The sequence below is a fragment of the Alcaligenes sp. WGS1538 genome (assembly GCF_043187505.1).
Lineage (GTDB): Bacteria > Pseudomonadota > Gammaproteobacteria > Burkholderiales > Burkholderiaceae_B > Alcaligenes.
Genome location: NZ_CP171109.1, coordinates 3652783 through 3673869, shown reverse-complemented (window position 1 = coordinate 3673869; position 21087 = coordinate 3652783). Strand labels below are relative to the sequence as shown.

Here is a 21087-nt window from a genome sequence, read left to right as displayed (position 1 = left end):
ATCTTTGCGGGGAGCGGGGCGTCCCGTGCCGATCCGGCCCGACTTGCGGCCATGCCTGGTGTTCACTCCTACGCGGATCGGCTCATCGCCGATGACAGAGGACGTTGTGATGCAGATTGGGCAGTTGGTATTTGGTTTGGCGGGCCTGCTGGCGCTGGTGGCCTTCATGCCGCCGCTAGCGGGACGCCTGCGTCTGCCGTATTCCGTCCTGCTGGCCCTGATCGGCTTTGCGCTGGGCATATTGCTGCACCTGCATGCCTGGGCGCCCAAGGTCATGTCGGACTTTTTCGATACCCTGCAGGCCTTCAAGATCTCCTCCGAGACCTTTCTCTACGTTTTCCTACCCATCCTGCTGTTCGAAACCTCGCTGTCCATGAACCTGCGGCGTCTGCTGGACGACATAGGCCCCATCCTGATGATGGCCGTGGTGGCGGTGGTGGTCTGCACCTTTGCCGTGGGCTACGCGCTGAATGCGGCTTCGACCTACGGCCTGGTGGTATGCCTGATGCTGGGCGCCATTGTCGCCACCACCGACCCGGTCGCCGTGGTCGGGGTGTTCCGCGAAGTGGGCGCCCCCAAGCGCCTGTCCACGCTGGTCGAGGGCGAGGCGCTCTTCAACGACGCCGCCTCCATCGCCCTGTATTCGGTGCTGCTGGCCGTGCTGACCGGCGGCGGCGCCCTGTCGGGCAGCACGGTGCTGAACAGTTTCCTGATCAGCTTTCTGGGCGGCGCCCTGGCCGGCTACCTGATGGGCCGCCTGGCCAGCAGCCTGTTCGTGCTGCTGCGCGGCTGGCCCTCGGCCGAGGTCACGCTGACCATCGCGCTGGCCTACCTGGCCTTCTTCGTGTCCGAGCACTACCTGGGCGTATCGGGCGTCGTGGCCACCGTCATTTCCGGCCTGGTGGTGGGCTCCACCGGCCGCACCCGCATGTCGCCCGCCACCTTCGAGCTGCTGACCAGCTCCTGGGCGCAGATGGGCTTCCTGGCCAATTCCCTGATCTTCCTGTTCGCCGCCATGCTGATTCCGCGCATGATGGCGGAAATGACCTGGACGCAAGTCGGCCTGATCGGCCTGCTGTTCGTGGTCACCCTGCTGGCGCGCGCCGTCATGGTGTTCGGCGTGCTGCCCTTGCTGGGGCGTACGCGCTTTGGCACGCGCGTCAGCCGGCCCTACCGCATGGTCATCCTGTGGGGCGGTCTGCGCGGCGCCGTGTCGCTGGCCCTGGCCCTGGCCGTGACCGAACAGCATGCCGTGCCGCATGAGGTGCGCCAGTTCATCGGCGTGGCCACCACCGGTTTCGTGCTGCTGACCTTGTTCGTCAACGGCATGACTTTGCGGCCCCTGATCCACCGGCTGGGCCTGGACCAGCTCACGCCGCTGGAGCGGCACTTGCGCGATCAGGCGGTGAGCCTGGCGCTGGAGGACCTGCGCGACAAGACCGAAGAGCTCGCCCGCCAGGAAAAGATCAAGCCGCAGGTGACCGAGCATCTGTGCACCGTCTTCGATGCCAGCCAGGCCAGCGTCGCTTCCGGCCAGATCCAGAGCCTGACCGAGGCGCAGAAGATCAAGATGGGCATGGCCATGCTGTCGGCGCGCGAGGTGGAGCTGTTCTATGAGCTGCTCAAGTCCCAGATCGTGGACTGGAAGACGGCCGAATCCTTGCTGAGCCGGGCCGAGCGCATGAACGACACGGTGCGCCAGGGCGGCCTGACGGGCTTCGAGTCCGCCATTGCCGCCGACCTGCGCTATTCCTACGGTTTCCGCTGGGCCTTGCGCCTGCATTACCTGATGGGCGTGCAGGGCTGGCTGGCCCGCGAACTGGCCAAGCGCTTCGCCAACCTGATCGCCAAGCGTTCCGTGGCCGAGCGCCTGATCCGTTTCGCGCGCACGGAGCTGCCGCCCCTGCTGGGCCAGCAGGCCACGGAAACCATTGTGCAGGCGCATCAGCTGCGCCTGACGCAACTGGAGGACGCCATGCACTCGCTGACCCTGCAGTATCCGGTGTTCGCGCAATGGCTGCAGGAATCCTACCTGGCGCGCATCGCCGCCTCGCAGGAGCGGGCGCGCTATCGGGAAATGCTGTCGCATTCGCTGATCACCGGCGAGATGTACGCCGACCTGGTCAAGCAGATCAATCAGCGCTGGCGCTATCTGAACAAGCGGCCGGCCCTGGACATCGCCATGAGCGCGTCAGAGCTGATCAGCCGGGTGCCTTTGTTCGACGGGATTCCGGACGAGACCAAGCAGCGCCTGGCCAAGCGCCTGCGTCCCCGCCTGGCCTTGCCGGACCAGAAGATCCACCTGCGCTTTGGCGGCATGCGCGCCATGTACTTCGTCGCTTCGGGAGCGGTGGAGACCACCCTGCCGGACGGCAGCACGGTGGAGCTGGGCACGGGAGAGACCATAGGCGAAGTCAACCTCGTCGAACACACGGATTATGCGGGCGAGGTGCGCTCGCTGGGCTACAGCCGCCTTCTGATGCTGACCGAGCGCGATTTCGACGCCTTGCTGGCCAAGGCTCCCTTGCTGCGCGAAAAGATAGAAACCGTGGTGCGCCAGCGCCAGCGCGCCTACCAGGTATGGAAGGAGTTTGAGTCGGGGCAGCGCAAGCACGAACCCTTGCCGCCCCTGTTCGGTCTGGCCCAGGCCTTGAGCCAGGCGGAAAGTTTCGTGGGCCCGCTGCAGCCGGGCAGCAGCATTCCGGTCGCCGCCAGCGCGCCGGCGCCGCACTGAACCCGCGTCAGCCCAGCAGCAGGCGCACGTCGTGGGCGATTTCCTCCGGACTGGCGTCGCCGCGCAACAGCGAGCGCGCCTCGCCTTGCTGGTCGATCACATAGAAGGACGAGGAATGGTCCATGCTGTACTGGCCTGAACCGGGCGCGCCCGAGCGCGCGTAGAAGGCCTTGAACGAGCGCGCCGTGCGGGCCAGCTGGTCGGCGCTGCCCGTCAGCCCCACGAAATCGGGGTTGAAGGCGTTCAGGTAGGCGCGCAGCAGCGCGGGCGTGTCGCGCTCCGGGTCCACGGTGATCATGATGGCCTGCATGCGCGCGGCATCGTCGCCCAGCAGTTCCTGGGCCGTGGCCAGCTGGGCAAGGGCGGTGGGGCAGACGTCCGGACAATGCGTGAAGCCGAAGAAGACCACCAGCACCTTGCCTTTGTAGTCCTTCAGGTGGCGCGTGCGGCCTTCGGTGTCCACCATTTCCAGGTCCTGGCCGAAGTGCGAGCCGCTGATATTGCTGCCGTGGAAAGCCGGCGGGGCGGGCTCGGGCGAGCAGGCGGACAGCAGCAGGCCCAAGGAAGCGACGAACAGCAGGCGTCGCCATGAAACAGCGCTTGAAAGGTTCAGCATAAGGACACGGGAAAGGGGAAGTCAGATCTCCTCAGATTAACCGAACCCAGTGATCCAGTAAAAGCGCGCCGAACAGCAAGGCCAGGTAGAGGATGGAGAACCGGAACAGCTTGCGGGCCAGCTCGTCGCTGTAGCAGCGATGCAGCTGGTGGGCATACTGGATGAAGCGCGCGCCCAGCAGCACGGCGGCGGCCAGGTACAGCGGGCCGCTCATGCGGATGACGAAAGGCAGGATGGTGCCGGCCAGCAGGATGTAGCTGTAGAGCAGGACGTGCAGGGTGGTGAAGGTCTTGCCGTGGGTGACGGGCAGCATGGGCAGGCCCGCGCGCTGGTAGTCGTGCTGGCGGTACAGCGCCAGGGCCCAGAAGTGGGGCGGAGTCCAGATGAAGATGATCAGCACCAGCAGCCAGGCTTCGGCGGGCACCGAGTCGGCCACGGCGGCCCAGCCCAGGGCGGGCGGCATGGCGCCGGACAGCCCGCCGATGACGATGTTCTGCGGCGTCAGGGGCTTGAGGATGACGGTGTAGATGACGGCATAGCCGATGAAGGTGGCCAGCGTCAGCCACATGGTCAGGGCGTTGACCCAGTAATACAGCACCAGCATGCCCAGGCCGCCCAGCAGGCCCGAGAAGGCCAGCACCTGGGCGGAGGTGATGGCGCCGCGCGCGGTGGCGCGGCGGGCGGTGCGCAGCATGCGGGCGTCGATCTCGCGCTCGATCAGGCAGTTGATGGCGAAGGCGGCCGCGGCCAGCATCCAGATGCCCAGCGTGCCGGCCACCACGGTGCCCGGATCGGGCAGTCCCGGCGTGGCCAGGAACATGCCGATGACGGCGCAGAAGACAGCCAGCTGGGTGACGCGGGGCTTAGTCAGTACCAGATACTGGCGCAGGAGCGAAGCTTGGGCGAGGGTAGCGGTGGTTGTCATACTGTTTTCCTTCGAGGACAGTCGACTTGCGGGACAGCCGTACCAGCAGGGTCACGCAGGTCAGCACCAGACCGGCGGCTCCCCCATTATGCAGGACGGCGATCAGAAGAGGCCACTGGAAAAATATCGTGGTTAACCCCGTGACGAGCTGCGCCAGCAGGAGCAGCAGCGCCAGGGTGGCGGGCCGGCGCAGCACCGGATCGGCGCGCAGCTTCCAGGCCACCGTGCCCAGCAGCAGGAACACCGCGAAGGCCATGTTGCGGTGGACCCAGTGGATGGCGGTCAGCGCGGCCTGGGAGATCATCTCGCCCGAGGGCAGCTCGCCCAGGGCGCGGAACAGCGAGAAGCCGCCGTGCAGGTCCATGTCGGGAACCCACTGGCCATGGCACAGCGGGAAATCCATGCAGGCCAGGGCGGCGTAATTGGTGCTGACCCAGCCGCCCAGGCCGACCTGCACGGTCAGCAGCAGCAGCGAGGCGATGAGCCAGGGCCGCCAGCGCCGCGTGGCCGGGGCGGCCGGCGGGCCGGGGTTCTCGCGCGCCGCCAGCCAGGTCATCAGGGCCAGCACGCCCATGCCGCCCAGCAGGTGGGTGGTGACGATGATGGGCATGAGCTTGTGGGTGACGGTCCAGGCCCCGAAGGCGCCCTGCACGCAGACGGCCAGCAGGGTGAAGGTGGCCAGGCGGGCCGAATGGCCCAGCGCCCGGCGATGCCGCCAGGCCATCCAGACAATGGCGATGATGAGCATGCCCAGCGCCGCGCCCACGTAGCGGTGGATCATCTCGATCCAGGCCTTGCCCCAGCTGACCGGGCCGTAGGGCATGGCCTGGTAGGCCTGTTCGATGTGCGCGCCCGCGCCCAGGGGCGTGAGCTTGCCGTAGCAGCCCGGCCAGTCGGGACAGCCCAGGCCGGAATCGGTCAGGCGCACGAAGGCGCCGAACATGATCAGGTCCAGGGTCAGGAACCAGGTCAGGTAGACCAGCTTGCGATAGCGTAGTCGTATGTCCGCCATGCCTTATCCGATGCGCGAGTTGTACAGGAGCTTGCTGATGTCCTTGCGCACCTTCAGGGGGTCGGCGTCGCCGGGAAAGGACATCATCAGATTGCCGTTGGGGTCGATGATCCACATGCCGTTCTTCAGGGCGTCCCCGGCCGCGGCTTCGCCGGCCTGCGGCGCCAGGAAGGCGGCCAGCCGCTGCGGGTCGGCCTGCAGCATGTGGGTGCCCTGGTAGGCCTGGAGTATCTGTTCCGTTGGCTGGCCCTGGTCGGTGACGAACCAGACGCGGGCCAGGCGCTCCACGTTCTTGCCCTGGCTGGCATGGGAGTTTCGCAGGATGAAGAGCTTGCGCACGCAGCTCTCGGGGCAGGCGCTGTCGTCGGCGCTGACCAGCACCCAGCGCCCGCGCAGCGATTGCAGGTCGAACGGCTGGCCGTCCAGGCGGCGCAGCGGCAGGGCCGCGTTGTCCGGGACGGGCCGCTGGGGCTCGATCAGCCGGCCGTAGGCGCTGCTGTCGTCGGGGCGCAGTCCCAGGCCGGGGATGTAGTAGGCGGCCAGGGCGAACAGCACGGGCGCCAGGCTGATCGCCAGCAGCAGGTACAGCGGCGTCATGGAGCGCGGGCGGGCGGGGCGTCGGGTCGTTTCCACGTCAGGTCTTCCTTGTTGTTGGCCTGGAGCGTCGCAGCCATTTCCACGCTACACCGATCCAGGCGCACAGGGCAATCAGGGCAAAACCGAACCACTGCATGGCATAGCCGCGGTTCTTCTCGAAGTCGATGTTCGGATCGGGCCAGTCGGTCAGCAGCTCCGTGGCCGGCTTGGTCTGCGCCAGCACGCGCGGCTGCAGGGGCAGGGCGCTGCGCTCGCTCAGCTCGGACACGGTCAGGTTCTGCACCACAGGCGCGACGCCGGACGGGTCGGGCAGGGACCGGGGCAGGGAAGATTCGCCCAGTTCGAACAGGCGCGGCACGCGTTCCAGCAGTTCGCCTTCGATGGCTTGCGGGCCGGCGGGCGCGGCGGGCGGACGGGGCGGCTGGCCGGGCTGGCGCGCCAGCCAGCCGCGCAGCACCAGGATGGCGCTGCCGGCCAGGGTGCCCTGGTCCAGCACGAAAGGCGTGGCGACCCAGTAACCCGGCCTGCCTTTGAAATTGCGATTGTCCAGGAGTACAGTTAAATCGCCGCGCCACGATCCATGCAGCGCGACCGTCTGCCAGAGGGCGCCCCGATCCAGTGCGGCCTGGGAATCCACTTGCAGAGGCGCTTGCCGGCGGCCCTGTTCGATCTGCTGAGCCAGCGTCTGGCGTTCCTGAGCCCGGCCCAGCTGCCAGCGGCCCAGGCTGACGAACAGAATCATCAGCAGGCCCAATGAGACCAGGGCGAGCAGGGAACGGCGGGAAGAGAAACGAGTGTTGCTGGACATCAATGAAACCTGAAGCGGGGTGCTGAATGCGTGTGCTCGTATTGGTGGTATTTCTGGGGATTATTGCGTCGCTGGGCTCGGCCCTGGTCTATCTGATGCGGGATCGGGGCAATTCCAGCCGCATGGCCTTTGCGCTGACCTGGCGGGTGGGGCTGTCGGTGGCGCTGTTCCTGTTCGTGTTGCTGGCCCATCACTGGGGCTGGATAGAAAGCACGGGCGTGCCCATGGCTTGAAGACGGCCAGGCCCGGTTTCCCGGGCCTGGAGCGCAGGGTCAGAACCAGTAGACGTACAGGTACAGGCCCAGCCAGACCACGTCCACGAAGTGCCAGTACCATGCCGCGCCCTCGAAGCCGAAGTGGTGTTCGGCCGTGAAGTGGCCGCGCATCAGGCGCAGCAGCATGACGCTGAGCATGGTCGCGCCGATGATCACGTGAAAGCCGTGAAAGCCCGTCAGCATGTAGAACAGCGCGCCGTAGGCGCCGGAGGTGAATTTCAGGTTCAGTTCCGTGTAGGCGTGGTGGTATTCGTAGGCCTGGCAGGCCACGAAGATGAAGCCCAGGGCCACGGTCAGGAACAGCCAGAAGATGGCGCTGCCGCGCTTGCTGGCGCGCAGAGCGTGGTGGGCGATGGTCAGGGTGACGCCCGAGGACAGCAGCAGGGCCGTGTTGATGGTGGGCAGCCAGAAAGGGCCCACGGTCTGGAAGGGGGCGACGGTGCCGGCCGGGCCCTGGTTGGGCCAGGCGCCGGAGAAGTCGGGCCACAGCAGGACGCGGTGATCCAGGTCGCTCAGCAGCGGGGTGGTGATCTCGCGGGTATACCACAGCGCCCCGAAGAAGGCGGCGAAGAACATCACCTCCGAGAAGATGAACCAGGACATGCTCCAGCGATAGGACACGTCCACCCTGGCGCTGTTCAGTCCGCCCTCGGATTCGCGGATGGAGTCGCTGAACCAGAAGTACAGCACCACCAGGAAGCTCAGGATGCCCACCAGGAACAGCCAGAAGCCGCCGGACCAGTTGTTGATCCAGGTGGCTGCGCCCAGCAGGGTCAGGCAGAGGGAAATGCTGGCGCGCACCGGATGCCCCGACAGCCCCGGCACGTAGTAGTAAGGCGCCTTGGAGGCATGGACCGTGGATTCGACATGCATATTGTTCTCCTTCTCCCTATTCGCCCCGGGGGCGCGATGTAAGCGATGCGATCAGGCCGCGTGGCCGATGAACCAGCGGGCCACCATGACCAGGCCCACGACGAAAAGAACGGTGGCGATGACGGCGGCGATGATCAGGTAGACCGGGTTGATCTTGGCGATGTCCTGCTCGTGATCGCGGCCGCGGCGCACTCCGAAGAACCCCCAGGCGATGGCCTTGAGGGTCTGGAAAAAGCTCAGCTTGCGCCGCGAGAGGTCCCGGAAATCATCATCCATGTCACTGCCCCAGGAATTGGCTGCCCTTCAGGAAGGTCCAGACCAGGACGGCCGCCACGAACAGGGCCAGGAGCAGGCCGGTGCGGCGGTTGCGGCGTCGTTGTTCAGGCGTCATGGCTGGATCCTCCGGTGTCACTTGATGACGGGCGGCGTTTCAAAAGTATGGTGTGGAGCGGGCGAAGGCACCGTCCACTCCAGTCCTTCCGCGCCTTCCCATGGCTTGGCGGGTGCGGGCTCGCCCTTGCCGCGCGCGGCCTGGATCACGATGTAGATCAGCAGCAGCTGGGACAGGCCGAACCAGAACGCGCCGATGGTGGCGATCTGGTGGAAGTCCGTGAACTGGCCGGCGTAGTCCACATAGCGGCGCGGCATGCCAGCCAGGCCCAGGAAGTGCATGGGGAAGAAGGTCACGTTGAAGGAAATCATCGTGGACCAGAAGTGGATCTTGCCCAGGCGCTCGTTGTACATGCGGCCCGTCCACTTGGGCAGCCAGTAGTAGGCGCCGCCGAACAGGGCGAACAGCGAACCGGCCACCAGCACGTAGTGGAAGTGGGCCACGACGTAATAGGTGTCGTGCACGGCGATGTCGATGGGGGCCACGGCCAGGATCAGGCCGGTGAAGCCGCCGATGGTGAACACGAAGATGAAGCCGATCGCAAACAGCATGGGCGTCTCGAACGAGAGCGAACCGCGCCACATGGTGGCCACCCAGTTGAAGATCTTCACCCCGGTGGGGATGGAGATCAGCATGGTGGCGTACATGAAGTACAACTGGCCCGTCACCGGCATGCCCGTGGTGAACATGTGGTGGGCCCAGACCAGGAAGGACAGGATGGCGATGGCGGCCGTGGCGTACACCATGGACGCGTAGCCGAACAGGGGCTTGCGCGAGAAGGCGGGCACGATGGCGGAGACGATGCCAAAGGCCGGCAGGATCATGATGTAGACCTCGGGGTGGCCGAAGAACCAGAAGATGTGCTGGTAGAGCACGGGGTCCCCGCCGCCGGCGGCGTTGAAGAAGTGGGTGCCGAAGTGGCGGTCGGTGAGCAGCATGGTCACGGCGGCGGCCAGCACGGGCATCACGGCGATCAGCAGGTAGGCGGTGATCAGCCAGGTCCAGCAGAACAGCGGCATCTTCATGAGGGTCATGCCGGGCGCGCGCATGTTCAGCACCGTCACCACGATGTTGATGGCGCCCATGATGGAGGAGGCCCCCAGGATGTGGACCGCGAAGATGGTGAAGTCCATGCCCGGGCCCATCTGCAGGGACAGGGGCGCGTACATGGTCCAGCCGCCGGCCGGCGCGCCGCCGGGCACGAAGAAGGACGTGGTGAACAGGATGGCGCCCACCGGCAGCAGCCAGAAGCTGAAGTTGTTCATGCGGGCGAAGGCCATGTCCGAGGCGCCGATCTGCAGCGGGATCATCCAGTTCGCAAAGCCCACGAAGGCCGGCATGATGGCCCCGAAGATCATGATCAGGCCGTGCATGGTGGTGAACTGGTTGAACAGTTCGGGCCGGAAGAACTGCAGGCCGGGCTGGAACAGCTCGGTGCGCAGCAGCAGCGCGAGCACGCCGCCCTCCAGCAGCATGACGAACGAGAAGATCAGGTACATCGTCCCGATGTCTTTGTGGTTGGTGGCGAACAACCAGCGGCGCCAACCCGTGGGTGTGGCATGGGCATGATGATCATCATGTCCGCTCGGGCTCGCTACATGGTCGACGGTAACGCTGCTCATGCTTGACTCCTTCCTGCGGGGCCCTGACCGGAGTCAGGGCTTGAATGACGGTGTGATGGGCGGTGCGGGCGGCGCTCTGTCAGCGCAGTGCCTTGACATCGGCCGGCTTGACGACGGGGTCGGGCCCCTTGCCGGCATTGCCCCATGCATTGCGGGTATAGGTAATGACCGAGGCGATCTGCACGTCGTTGAGCTGGTCCCGGAAAGCCGCCATGGCCGTGCCCGGGTGGCCGTTCAACACGGTCTCGATCTGGCCCTTCATGGGCGCCAGGACGTACTTCTCGTCGCCGTCCAGGGCCGGGAAGGTATTGGGGATGCCCTTGCCGTTGGCCTGGTGGCAGGCCACGCAGTTCTGGGCGAAGACCTGTTCGCCGCGCTTGATCAGCTCATCGGCCGTCCATTCCTTGTTGGGATCGTCCGCCTGGGCGGCCAGCTTCTTCTTCTGGTCGTCCACCCATTTGTCGTAGTCCTGCTGCTCCAGGACCTGCACGACCACCGGCATGTAGGCGTGGTCCTTGCCGCACAGTTCGGCGCACTGGCCGCGGTAGATGCCGGCCTTGTGGGCGCGGAACCAGGTGTCGCGCAGAAAGCCGGGGATGGCGTCCTGCTTGACGCCGAACTCGGGCACCATCCAGGAGTGGATGACGTCCTCGGCGGTCAGGACCAGGCGGATCTTCTTGTTGACCGGCACGACCAGCGGTTCGTCCACTTCCATCAGGTAGTTCTCGCCGATGGGCGCGCGGCCTTCGATCTGGTCGCGCGGCGTGGCCAGGTTGGAGAGGAACTTGACGCCCGAGGCCGGGCCGTCCAGGTATTCGTAGCCCCACTTCCACTGATAGCCGGTGACCTTGACGGTCATGTCGGCGCTGGTGGTGTCCTTCATGGCCACCACGGTCCTGGTGGCCGGCAGGGCCATGCCGATGACGATCAGGAACGGGATCACGGTCCAGGCCACCTCCACGCCCAGGTGTTCGTGAAAGCGCGCGGGCTCCGCCCCCTTGGACTTGCGGTGCCTGATGATGGAGTAGAACATCACTCCGAATACGCCAATGAAGATGATCGTACAGATGATCAGCATCATCCAGTGCAGCCACGCGATGTCCTGTGCGATGGGCGTGACGCCGGTGTGCAGGTTCAACTGGTTGACGCGCGGCCCCCCTGCCATATCGGTGACCTGCGCCCAACTGGACAGCGCCGTGAAGCTGGCGCCCAAAGCAAACAAACTTCTCCACATCTTCATTGTTGTCCCTCTTTTTGGTGTCGCCATGCCAAACCGGGGTTCGGCCGTGTCAACGCTCCGAAAATCCAACGCTGGAAGAAACTGCGGTGTTGCCAGAGGCAGGCTTATAGTTGCTGATTTGTTGCCTGCTCGAAGTTTTCACAGCTTAACTGTTCGGGGAAATTATATCGAACTCGCTTTACCCTTCAAGGGCAGGGTATGTCCCTACAAAACAAGGTTGGACTAAACGCTACAAAAGCCGTAATGGCGCAGGGCATGAATTACAATCGCCGCTTATGAATTCGTTCCAGAACCGAGCGCTCGCCCAGGCTATACGCCAGCGCATGGCGAGCCTGACCTGCCAGATCCAGCAGCTTCCCCCGCCGGGCAGCCGTCCCGTCACCGTCGCCGGACGCGTCGCCGGGTGGATCACTGCGCGCGCCGCCGACTGCATCGAACCCCTGCCCGGGGTGACGATCGAGGAGGACGTGCTGCGCATAGGCGCCTGCTCCCGGCGCCGCCTGAGCTTGGCCCAGGTGCTGGACAAGGTGGCGCTCAAGCTGCAGGAAGGCGGCTGCATCCGCGCCTGGCGCGACGAGCTGCTGGACGTGGTCGGCGAGGGGCGCCGCTTGTCGCGCATCGAGCGCGGCGCGGTGCGTCCGCTGGGTTTCCTGACCCAGGCCGTGCATTTGAACGGCTGGTCCTCGGACGGCCGCATCTGGGCGGCGCGCCGCTCGCCCACCAAGTCCACCGATCCCAATATGTGGGACACGCTGGTGGGCGGCCTGGCCGTCTCGGGCGAACCGCTGGAAACCTCCCTGGTGCGCGAGAGCTACGAAGAAGCAGGCCTGCAGCCGCTATCTCTGGCCGGCTGCTCTCCCTTGCGCGTTGCCTTGCGCATGCACCGGCGCCTGCCCGAGGGTTATCAGGTGGAGAACGCCCTGGTCAGCGACTGCGTCTTGCCGGACGGCGTGCAGCCCTGCAATATGGACGGCGAAGTCAGCGAATTCCGTCTGCTGACCATGGACGAAACCTGGCAGATGATGGAGGCGGACCTGTTCACGCTGGAGGCGCAGGTCGTGCTGATGGACAGCATGCAGCAGCGCCTGGCGCTGCCTGCCTGAACCCTGGCCTGCCAGGGAGCGGATCAACCCCGACCGGAGCAATCATGAACGCGAATCCTTTTGGCATACCCGATTTCAGCGCCCTGGGCGGAGCCAGCGCCAATCCTTTGCTGCGCAGCATGGACATGATGGCGCAGGCCTGGAAGAACATGGCCAGCGGCGGCGCCGCCGAACTGGGCCCGGGCATGATGCCCAGCCTGTCGGCCGAAGACCTGGACCGCCGCATCCGCGATTTGCGCGCCGTGGAAAGCTGGCTGCAGCTCAACCTGTCCATGCTGGGCACCACCATTCAGGGCCTGGAGATCCAGCGCTCCACGCTGGCCGCGCTCAAGACCATGTCGCAGCAAGGCGGCCTGTCGGCCGGGCAGAATCCCTTTGAAGCCCTCATGGCCATGAATCCGCTGGCGGCCGCGCCGCCAGCCGCGCCACCGGCTGCGCAGGCCGAGGCGCCGGCGCAGCAGCCCGCCGAACCTGCCGATTCGCCGGAGCCGGCCGCGGGGCCTGGCGCGCAGGCCTGGTGGACCATGCTGCAACAGCAGTTCGACGCCATGGCTGCCGCCACGGCCGCTTCCCTGCGCCAGGTGGACGCCTTGCGACAGCAGGCGGGCCAGGCCATGGAGCAAGTACAGAAAACCGCGGCGGATTCTTCTGCCGCGGCGCCCGCGAAGACCGTTCGCAAGACGGCTCGCCGATCCTCGGCCGCCGCCAGGACGGCGCCCGAGAGCGCGGGCAAGAAAACCTGATCGACAACCCTACTAGGTGTTTTTTTTATGCTGAATATCGTGATTCTGGCAGCAGGCATGGGCAAACGCATGCAATCCGACCTGCCCAAGGTTCTGCACCCCATCGCCGGCAAGTCCATGCTGGGCCACGTGCTCGACAGCGCGCGTGAACTGGGGCCGGAAAAGGTCGTGGTTGTGGTGGGGCACGGCGCCGAGCGCGTGCGCGAAGCCTATGGCAGCCAGGACGGACTGGCCTTCGCCCTGCAGCAGCCCCAGCATGGCACGGGCCACGCGGTGCAGCAGGCCGTGCCCGAGCTGACCGGCGGCGATCAGGCCGACGACGCCACGCTGGTGCTTTACGGCGACGTGCCGCTGGTCCAGCCTGAAACCCTGCGCCGCCTCCTGGAGGCGCGCGGCCAGGGCGTGGCCGTGCTGACCGAGAATCTGGCCGATCCCACCGGCTACGGGCGCATCATCCGCGGCGCGGACGGCACCGTGCAGCGCATCGTCGAGCACAAGGATGCCAGCGAGCAGGAACGAGCCGTCCAGGAAGTGAACACGGGCATACTGGTGGCCCCGACCGCCCGTCTGAAGGACTGGCTGGGCCGCATCACCAATGACAACGCCCAGGGCGAATATTACCTGACCGACATCATCGCCCTGGCCGTGGCCGACGGCGTGCCCGTGCAGGCCGCCCAGCCCGCCGCGTCCTGGGAAACGCTGGGCGTGAACAGCCGCGTGCAGCAGGCCCAGCTGGAGCGTCTGTGGCAAGCCGAGCAGGCGCGCCGCCTGCTGGAGCAAGGCGTGACCCTGGCCGATCCGGCCCGCTTCGATCTGCGCGGCACGCTGGAGTGCGGCCGCGACGTCTTCATCGACGTGGGCTGCGTGTTCGAGGGCAAGGTGGTCCTGCAGGACGGCGTGCGCGTCGGCCCGCATTGCGTGCTGCGCGACGTGACGCTGGCGGCCGGCACCCAGGTGGAGGCCTTCAGCCATCTGCAGCAGGCCAAAGTGGGCGAGCAGGCCCGCATCGGCCCTTATGCGCGCCTGCGCCCCGGCGCGGTGCTGGGCGACCATACCCATGTGGGCAACTTCGTGGAGATCAAGAACACGCAGCTGGGCCACGGCTCCAAGGCCAACCACCTGAGCTACGTGGGCGATGCCGACGTGGGCGAGCGCGTCAATATCGGCGCCGGCACCATCACCTGCAATTACGACGGCGTGAACAAGTTCCGCACCGTCATCGGCGATGACGCCTTCATCGGTTCCGATACGCAGCTGGTGGCTCCCGTGACGGTGGGCCGGGGCGCCACCATCGGCGCCGGCACGACGCTGACGCGCAATGCGCCCGACGATCAACTCACGCTGTCTCGCTCAGAGCAGAAAAGCGTGCCCGGCTGGAAGCGTCCGGTGCGCAAGCCGAAATGAGCCTGCGCCAAGCCGGGGCCCAGGCTGCGGGCAGGGCTCGCAGCCGGACTGGGCGGGTCCGGCCTGGAGCGAGGCGCTGCGCTCCGTCCCGGTTTCCATGATGCGTATCCTGCAACTCAACTTCGAGCGCGGCTGGCGCGGCGGCGAACGGCAGACCCTGCTGACCCTGCAGCAATTGCAGCAGGCCGGGCATCAGGTCAGCCTGCTGGCCCGCCAGGGCGAAGAGCTGGCCCGGCGAGCCCGCGCGGCGGGCATGACCGTGGTGGAATGCGCGTCCGCGCCGGCGGCCCTTTGGCATCTGCTGCGGCATGGGCGTGGTTTTGATGTCCTGCACGCGCAGACGGCCTCCTGCATGAGCTGGCTGGCCCTGCTGCACGCCTGGCTGCCTGGGCGCGTCGTCTTCACGCGCCGCACCGCCTTCCCCGTGGATAGGCAGCGCAGCGAACAGCCTCAAGGAAGTTCCTTGACGGGCAAGGAGCGGCGCACGCGCTGGAAGTGGCGCCGGGCCGATCGGCTGGCGGCCATCAGTCAGGCCGCGGCGACGGAACCGCGCCGCCTGGGCTTGCGCGTGGAAGTCATACCCAGCGCCATTCAGGTCCTGCCCGAAGACCCCGACTACGTCGCCGCGTTGCGCGCACGCTGGAACCCCCGGGGTTTGCGCGTGCTGGGCACGACCGCCGCTCTGACGGCGGAGAAGGATCCGCTGACGCTGATCCGCGCCGTGCAGCTGCTGGCGCAGCGCCGTCAGGACTTCATTTTTCTGCACTTTGGCGCAGACGGTTCCGAAACCCCGGCTGCGCGTGAACTCATCGCCCGCTTGGGCCTGGAAGACCGATACCGCCTGGCCGGCTTCGAACCGCGGCCGGAACAGGCTTTTCGGTTGCTGGATGGCTTTGTCCTGAGTTCCCGGCACGAAGCGCTCGGCTCCAGCGTGCTGGACGCCTTCGTCTATGGCGTGCCGGTGGCCGCCACCATGGCCGGCGGCCTGCCCGAATTGCTGGATCAGGGACGCGGCCGGCTGTGCGCGGTGGGCGACGCCCAGGCTCTGGCGCAGGCCATGGAAGACATGCTGGATCAGCCGGACGCCGTCCGGCGGCAGGCCGCGCAGGCCCGGCGATGGGCTCTGCAGGAACATAGTCCGGCCACCATGGCGCAGCGTTACCTGCGCCTGTACGGCCAACTGGTGCAGGCGCGACGCCGTCCCGGCCGGCCCTGAGGCCGTAGCCCAAGGCTGCGAGCCGTGCGCGCTCGAAGGCCGGCTCGTTCTAGGGCGTCGCGGGCCGGGCGGGCAGCGGGACCCGCGTCTCGAATTTGGCCTGGTGGATGGAGAAAAAGCTGCGCACGTTGCGGATGTTGGCCTGTGTGGTGAACAAGGCGTGCGCCAGCTGGTGATAGGCGGTCATGTCGCGCACCTGCAGCACCACGATGAAGTCCACGCCCGTCGACACGCGGTAGCACTGCAGCACGGCTTTTTCGGGCATCACCAGGCGTTCGAAGTCTCGCAACTGTTCTTCGCCCTGGCGATCCAGGGTGATTTCCACGATGGCCGTCAGGCTGGGCCCCAGGCGTTCGGGATTCAACAGTGCGACCTGGCGCAGGATCACGCCCTGTTCGCTCAGGCGCCGTACCCGCCGCAGGCAGGTGGGCGGGGAGGCATGCACGCGCGAGGCCAGTTCCTGGTTGCTGATGGAGGCGTCGTTCTGCAGTTGTTCCAGGATGCGCAGGTCCAGCTCGTCCAGATCAATCATGGCATAATTTGTCCTATCGTTATGAAATATAATTTCATAAATCCGTGTCGAGCACAATAAAATTACAGATAGACTCTTGCGTGAAATTTTAATTCATAACGGTAAAAAAACAGACATAAAATTTCCTGAGTTTCAGCTCAAAATAGCTCCATTCGTTTATTGAGCCCGCCTCTGCCGCGGGCTGGAACAGGAGCCTAGTATGTGTGGAATCGTTGGCGCCGTCGCGCAACGCAATATCGTCCCCGTCCTGCTGGAAGGTCTCAAGCGCCTGGAATACCGAGGCTATGATTCCTGCGGCGTGGCGGTGCATGCGGACGGGCAGTTGCGCCGGGCGCGCAGCACGCAGCGCGTGGCCGAGCTGCAGGAGCAGGTCAAGGCGGAGCACCTGGAAGGCTTCACCGGCATTTCGCACACCCGCTGGGCCACGCACGGCGCTCCCGCCACCCATAATGCCCATCCGCATTTCTCGGGCAAGGGCAAGGCGCGCATCGCCCTGGTGCACAACGGCATCATCGAGAACCACGACGAGCTGCGCGCCGAGCTGAAGGACATAGGCTATGTATTCGAGAGCCAGACCGACACCGAAGTTATCGCCCACCTGATCGATCACCTGTACAACGGCGATCTGTTCGACGCCGTGCAGCAGGTCATCCGCCGCTTGACCGGCGCCTACGCCATCGCCGTGTTCTGCCAGGACGAGCCGCACCGCGTGGTTGGCGCCCGTCATGGCTCGCCGCTGGTGGCGGGCCTGGGCAAGAACGAGAACTTCCTGGCGTCCGACGCGCTGGCCCTGGCCGGCACCACCGACCAGATCATCTACCTGGAAGACGGCGACGTGATCGACCTGCAGATCAGCAAGGTCTGGATCGTGGACAAGGATGGCAAGCCCGTGGAGCGCAGCGTGCACACCGTGCATTCGCATACCGCCGCCGCCGAGCTGGGTCCGTATCGCCATTTCATGCAGAAGGAGATCTTCGAGCAGCCGCGCGCCGTGGGCGATACCCTGCAGGACATCGAAAGCGTCACGCCCGAGCTGTTCGGCGACCAGGCCTACAAGGTCTTCCAGGATATCGACAATGTGCTGATCCTGGCCTGCGGCACCAGCTATTACGCCGGCCTGACCGCGCGCTACTGGATCGAGTCCCTGGCCAAGATTCCCGTCAATGTGGAAATCGCCAGCGAGTACCGCTACCGCGACAGCGTGCCCAATCCCCGCACCCTGGTCGTGACCATCTCCCAGTCCGGCGAGACCGCCGACACCCTGGCCGCCCTTAAGCATGCCCGCAGCCTGGGCATGGAACAGACGCTGACCATCTGCAACGTGGCCACCAGCGCCATGGTGCGCGAGTGCAAGCTGGCCTACATCACGCGCGCCGGCGTGGAGATCGGCGTGGCCTCCACCAAGGCCTTCACCACGCAACTGACCGCGCTGTTCCTGCTGACCATGGCCCTCGCCCAGATCAAGGGCCACATGAACGAGCAGCAGGAAGGCGAGTACCTGAAGTCCCTGCGCCACCTGCCCACCGCCATTTCCGCCGTGCTGGCCCTGGAACCCCAGATCATGGCCTGGGCCGACCGCTTCGCCAGCAAGGAAAACGCCCTGTTCCTGGGCCGCGGCATGCACTACCCCATCGCCATGGAAGGCGCGCTCAAGCTCAAGGAAATCAGCTATATCCACGCCGAAGGCTATCCCGCTGGCGAATTGAAGCACGGCCCCCTGGCCCTGGTGACCGAAGCCATGCCCGTGGTGACCATCGCCCCGCGTGACGAGCTGCTGGAAAAGCTCAAGTCCAACATCGAGGAAGTCCACGCCCGCGGCGGAGAACTGTACGTCTTCGCGGATGCCGACACCCGCATCGGCAGCAGCGATCGCGTCCACGTCATCCGCATGCCCGAGCACTACGGCAAGCTCTCTCCCATTTTGCACACCATCACCTTGCAGCTGCTGGCCTACCACACCGCCTGCTCCCGCGGCACGGACGTGGACAAGCCGCGCAACCTGGCCAAGAGCGTGACGGTGGAATAAGCGTTTCAAGGACTTTGGAGCATCGGCAGGCTGCGTTCATCGCAGCCTGTTTTGCATTGGGCGCGCCGGATTGGCCGGCATGCGGAAAGGATCAGCAGCCAGGACGGATGCAACAGTCTTAGTGCAAAGTAAATGCTTGTAGCAATTGGTAGGTTTACCGTCCGGAACAACTGCTACGGTATTTGCATCCATTGACCTGGCTGCCATCCAAGTATCCCCGGTCTTGGACTCCGTAGATTAGAGGACGATTCAATCAAACACGTTCTTGCTTATATTGGGAGAAGTAATCATGAGAAAATCCGCTATCTTGTCCAATATCTTGATGACGACCGCTTTGAGCTTTGGCCTGCAGGCCGGCGCCATGGCAGCCGATAAAGACACCAATACGGATCATTCCGCAACGGCAGGCGAGGCTGTCAGCGATGCATGGATCACGACGAAGATCAAGGCTGAACTTGCCAGCACCAAGGATTTGAAAAGCACGGATATTTCTGTCGAGACCAACAACGGAGTCGCGACCTTGACGGGTACCGTGCCCAGCGACATTGAGCTTAAAAAGGCCGTGGCCGCGGCGCAAAGCGTCAAGGGCGTCCAGAGGGTGGATTCCTCCGGCCTGAAAGTCAACGCGAATAAATAATCCGTAAAGCCGAAACCGGTCGAATTTCAAATACAACCGAGGTATATCATGAATGAAGACACGATCAAGGGAAAATGGAAGCAGCTGACTGGAAAAATCCAGGAAAAGTGGGGCAAGCTGACCAACGATGATCTCGATGTTGCCGAAGGCAATGCGGAATATCTGGTCGGCAAGATCCAAGAGCGTTACGGCATCGAACGTGAAGAAGCCGAAAAGCAAGTGCGGGATTTCAACGATGGCGCCCGGTACTGACCGTTGATTGGCGCTTGTCCTTGCAAGAGGCGTCCTGTGAAAACCGGACGCCTTTTTTCATCTGGATATGGCTGGAGTCGATCTGGCCGCCGGCAAGGGACAATGACTAAGCTGGAATTCGCCTTCAATGGAAAGTCACTGGACTTTCATTAAGCGGAACAGCAAAAAGGAGCAAGCTTCAATGACAACTGAATTCAAGGTCGGAGACCATGTAAGCTGGAATTCCGAAGCAGGGCACGTCAGCGGCGTCATCCGCAAGGTCCATACTGAAGACTTTGAATATAAAGGCCATATGCGCAGGGCCTCTGCGGAAGATCCTCAATATGAGATCAAAAGCGATAAGACCGAGCATATAGCGGCCCATAAGGGCAGCGCCTTGAGGAAAATAGCGAAGAAAGAAAGCTGAAGGCCTGGGCGTCCGTCCCGGCGTACCGGCGTTTCCCGGACTGCCGCAAGCGGCTCATGCCGCTCGTTGTGTAAATTGCGGCAGGCTTGATTCGCCGCTTCCACAGCATGCGCATGGGCGCCGGAGCGTAAAATCAGAGGCCAGATCTGCATGACCATGGATGGAGCTTGATGATGATTTTACGTAGCGGGCGCCCTGACGACATACCTGCTTTGAATGAATTGGCCCTGGCCGCAAAAGCGTTCTGGGGCTATACGCCCCAGCAATTGGAGTCATGGCGCAGCGATCTGCAGGTTCATCCTGCCTTGACGACGACTCATCCCGTATGCCTGGTCGAGCAGGAGGGACGGCTGGCGGGTTTTGTGCAGCTCGACACCCAGGCACGGCCATGGGAGATAAGCGGCCTGTGGGTCCATCCCGACTTCATGCGTCAAGGCATAGGTCGCGTCTTGCTGGAATGGTCTGTCCGGACGGCAAGCGCCGCTGCTTGCAAGGAGCTGCATATCGATTCCGAGCCGAATGCGGAAGGCTTCTATCTGGCTTGCGGCGCTCGCCGCATCGGCGCGGCGGCGGCCCCGCTGGACGGCCAGCCTGATCGGGTACGGCCCCAGCTCGTGTTGCCTGTCGACTGATCAGGAAACTATTGTTCTCCTTGTCGCTGACGACGCTCGCCACCGCTTGCACCAACCGCGTGCCTGTGTACGCGGACTGGGCATTGCGGTAACTGGAGAAGATGACGGCGAAGAACGCGGCGGATCGATCAGCCCGCGTTTTTGTTTTTGCGTCCGGCAAGGTAGTGGCTGGGTGCGGCGCCCAGCGCGCGCTGGAAGGCGGCGGTGAATGCGCTGGTGTTGCTGTAGCCCAGTTCCATGGCGACGCGCGTCACCGAATCGCCCAGGCCCAGCCGCGTCAGCGCGGCCAGCAGGCAGGCTTGCTGCCGCCATTGGCCGAAGCTCATGCCTGTCTGCGCCCGGAACAGGCGGGTGAAGTTGCGCCGGCTCATGCCGACCTGCCGCGCCGCCGTATCGATGTCGACTTCCAGCGTGGGAGCCTGCAACAGCTGGCGGCACAATTGCGCCATCCTGGGCCCCAGGGGCAGCGGCGCGTTCAAGGGCAATTCGGGCATGGCGGCGATTTCCTCGACCAGCAGGCGCATCAGATGGTCGTCGCGCCCGCCCAGCGCGTATTCCTTGGGCAAGTCCACAGCGGCGGACAATAGTTCGTGCAGCAGAGGCGATACTCCGAGAACGGTACAGCGAGCGGGCAGGCCGGCGGTCAGTGCGACGTCGGGGAAAATGTAGGCGCTGCGCGTGCTCGTCGGGCCGCTCATGCGTACTTCGTGCTCGATTCCGCTTGGAATCCACGATGCGCACCGTGGAGGCACGACCCAGCTTCCCGCGCTGGTCGTGACGGTCAGCACCCCGGTGATCGCGTACAGGCACTGGCTGCGCCGGTGGCTGTGAGGGAGCAGCACAGTCCCGGCAGGATAGTCGTTGCCCAGGGCGAAGACCGTGCGTTGCACGTCTTCATGGTCCTTGACGAGGGTATTTCGCATCGTGAATCCAGAAATGGCCCATATTCATAACTATTATGCCCGATACTGATTTCGGGCTGTCCGCCGTCCCTCTACAGTGGCACTGAAAATCTCATAGAGGCTGGTTCCCATTTCCAATTC

23 protein-coding genes are annotated in these 21087 nt (G+C 64.8%); 11 read left to right on the top strand and 12 right to left on the bottom strand.

Annotated features, from left to right (window positions below; all coding sequences use genetic code 11):
• Positions 1-109 precede the first annotated feature (109 nt).
• Entirely contained in the window at positions 110-2734 is a 2625-nt protein-coding gene (locus ACF3ND_RS17130; RefSeq protein WP_394065861.1) for a cation:proton antiporter, read from the top strand.
• Positions 2735-2741: 7 nt separating this feature from the next.
• Here the strand turns inward: ACF3ND_RS17130 and ACF3ND_RS17125 are convergent, their stop codons facing one another.
• From ACF3ND_RS17125 to ACF3ND_RS17105, 5 genes are read right to left on the bottom strand one after another with little or no spacing between them, the layout of a single operon-like run.
• Positions 2742-3350 (bottom strand): SCO family protein, encoded by a 609-nt coding sequence (locus ACF3ND_RS17125; protein ID WP_394062623.1) that lies wholly within the window; start codon positions 3348-3350, stop codon positions 2742-2744.
• Positions 3351-3381: 31 nt separating this feature from the next.
• Entirely contained in the window at positions 3382-4275 is an 894-nt protein-coding gene (cyoE, locus tag ACF3ND_RS17120) for a heme o synthase (protein WP_394062621.1), read from the bottom strand.
• Positions 4214-5287 (bottom strand): heme A synthase, encoded by a 1074-nt coding sequence (locus ACF3ND_RS17115; protein WP_394062619.1) that lies wholly within the window; start codon positions 5285-5287, stop codon positions 4214-4216. Before ACF3ND_RS17115 ends, cyoE begins: the two co-directional genes overlap by 62 nt.
• A 3-nt stretch (positions 5288-5290) precedes the next feature.
• A complete protein-coding gene (locus tag ACF3ND_RS17110; RefSeq protein WP_394065860.1) occupies positions 5291-5884 on the bottom strand; it encodes an SCO family protein in 594 nt (197 codons plus the stop codon).
• A 37-nt stretch (positions 5885-5921) separates the two neighbouring features.
• Positions 5922-6692 (bottom strand): SURF1 family protein, encoded by a 771-nt coding sequence (locus ACF3ND_RS17105; RefSeq protein ID WP_394062617.1) that lies wholly within the window; start codon positions 6690-6692, stop codon positions 5922-5924.
• A 26-nt stretch (positions 6693-6718) separates the two neighbouring features.
• Here ACF3ND_RS17105 and ACF3ND_RS17100 point away from each other — a divergent pair, with 26 nt between their 5' ends.
• Positions 6719-6925: a twin transmembrane helix small protein gene (locus ACF3ND_RS17100; RefSeq protein ID WP_394062615.1), complete on the top strand. Its 207-nt coding sequence runs from the start codon at positions 6719-6721 to the stop codon at positions 6923-6925.
• Between the two features lie 39 nt (positions 6926-6964).
• On the opposite strand, the gene ACF3ND_RS17095 is transcribed toward ACF3ND_RS17100, so the two are convergent.
• From ACF3ND_RS17095 to coxB, 5 genes are all read right to left on the bottom strand, one after another.
• Positions 6965-7840: a cytochrome c oxidase subunit 3 gene (locus ACF3ND_RS17095; RefSeq protein WP_394062613.1), complete on the bottom strand. Its 876-nt coding sequence runs from the start codon at positions 7838-7840 to the stop codon at positions 6965-6967.
• Between the two features lie 51 nt (positions 7841-7891).
• A complete protein-coding gene (locus ACF3ND_RS17090) occupies positions 7892-8116 on the bottom strand; it encodes a DUF2970 domain-containing protein (RefSeq protein WP_394062611.1) in 225 nt (74 codons plus the stop codon).
• A 1-nt stretch (position 8117) separates the two neighbouring features.
• Entirely contained in the window at positions 8118-8231 is a 114-nt protein-coding gene (locus ACF3ND_RS17085) for a cytochrome oxidase small assembly protein (protein ID WP_394062609.1), read from the bottom strand.
• Positions 8232-8248: 17 nt separating this feature from the next.
• Positions 8249-9853 carry a cytochrome c oxidase subunit I gene (gene ctaD / locus ACF3ND_RS17080; RefSeq protein ID WP_394062607.1) on the bottom strand — a complete coding sequence of 535 codons (1605 nt, stop codon included), beginning with the start codon at positions 9851-9853 and terminating at the stop codon, positions 8249-8251.
• 79 nt (positions 9854-9932) lie between these two features.
• Entirely contained in the window at positions 9933-11093 is a 1161-nt protein-coding gene (gene coxB, locus ACF3ND_RS17075) for a cytochrome c oxidase subunit II (RefSeq protein ID WP_394062605.1), read from the bottom strand.
• Between the two features lie 275 nt (positions 11094-11368).
• Here coxB and ACF3ND_RS17070 point away from each other — a divergent pair, with 275 nt between their 5' ends.
• The 4 genes from ACF3ND_RS17070 to ACF3ND_RS17055 all read left to right on the top strand — a co-directional run bounded on the left by ACF3ND_RS17070 (position 11369) and on the right by ACF3ND_RS17055 (position 15559).
• Positions 11369-12196, top strand: a complete 828-nt coding sequence (locus tag ACF3ND_RS17070) for an NUDIX domain-containing protein (protein WP_394062603.1) — start codon at positions 11369-11371, stop codon at positions 12194-12196.
• A gap of 44 nt (positions 12197-12240) precedes the next feature.
• The gene (locus ACF3ND_RS17065) at positions 12241-12939 is read left to right on the top strand and encodes a PhaM family polyhydroxyalkanoate granule multifunctional regulatory protein (RefSeq protein ID WP_394062601.1); all 699 of its coding nucleotides are present in this window, start codon (positions 12241-12243) and stop codon (positions 12937-12939) included.
• Between the two features lie 27 nt (positions 12940-12966).
• The gene (glmU, locus tag ACF3ND_RS17060; RefSeq protein WP_394062599.1) at positions 12967-14343 is read left to right on the top strand and encodes a bifunctional UDP-N-acetylglucosamine diphosphorylase/glucosamine-1-phosphate N-acetyltransferase GlmU; all 1377 of its coding nucleotides are present in this window, start codon (positions 12967-12969) and stop codon (positions 14341-14343) included.
• 97 nt (positions 14344-14440) lie between these two features.
• Positions 14441-15559 carry a glycosyltransferase family 4 protein gene (locus ACF3ND_RS17055; RefSeq protein ID WP_394062597.1) on the top strand — a complete coding sequence of 373 codons (1119 nt, stop codon included), beginning with the start codon at positions 14441-14443 and terminating at the stop codon, positions 15557-15559.
• Positions 15560-15608: 49 nt separating this feature from the next.
• Here the strand turns inward: ACF3ND_RS17055 and ACF3ND_RS17050 are convergent, their stop codons facing one another.
• On the bottom strand, positions 15609-16091 hold the full coding sequence (locus ACF3ND_RS17050; protein ID WP_394062595.1) for an Lrp/AsnC family transcriptional regulator: 483 nt from the start codon (positions 16089-16091) through the stop codon (positions 15609-15611).
• 199 nt (positions 16092-16290) lie between these two features.
• On the opposite strand from ACF3ND_RS17050, the gene glmS reads away from it, so the two are divergent.
• From glmS to ACF3ND_RS17025, 5 genes are all read left to right on the top strand, one after another.
• A complete protein-coding gene (glmS, locus tag ACF3ND_RS17045; protein WP_394062593.1) occupies positions 16291-18117 on the top strand; it encodes a glutamine--fructose-6-phosphate transaminase (isomerizing) in 1827 nt (608 codons plus the stop codon).
• A gap of 289 nt (positions 18118-18406) precedes the next feature.
• On the top strand, positions 18407-18754 hold the full coding sequence (locus ACF3ND_RS17040) for a BON domain-containing protein (RefSeq protein WP_394062591.1): 348 nt from the start codon (positions 18407-18409) through the stop codon (positions 18752-18754).
• A 48-nt stretch (positions 18755-18802) separates the two neighbouring features.
• The gene (locus ACF3ND_RS17035; protein ID WP_394062589.1) at positions 18803-19006 is read left to right on the top strand and encodes a CsbD family protein; all 204 of its coding nucleotides are present in this window, start codon (positions 18803-18805) and stop codon (positions 19004-19006) included.
• 181 nt (positions 19007-19187) lie between these two features.
• On the top strand, positions 19188-19412 hold the full coding sequence (locus tag ACF3ND_RS17030) for a DUF2945 domain-containing protein (protein ID WP_394062587.1): 225 nt from the start codon (positions 19188-19190) through the stop codon (positions 19410-19412).
• 170 nt (positions 19413-19582) lie between these two features.
• Positions 19583-20044 (top strand): GNAT family N-acetyltransferase, encoded by a 462-nt coding sequence (locus ACF3ND_RS17025; protein WP_394062585.1) that lies wholly within the window; start codon positions 19583-19585, stop codon positions 20042-20044.
• A gap of 128 nt (positions 20045-20172) precedes the next feature.
• Here ACF3ND_RS17025 and ACF3ND_RS17020 read toward each other — a convergent pair whose 3' ends face one another.
• Positions 20173-20967 carry an AraC family transcriptional regulator gene (locus ACF3ND_RS17020; protein WP_394062583.1) on the bottom strand — a complete coding sequence of 265 codons (795 nt, stop codon included), beginning with the start codon at positions 20965-20967 and terminating at the stop codon, positions 20173-20175.
• Positions 20968-21087: the final 120 nt, after the last annotated feature.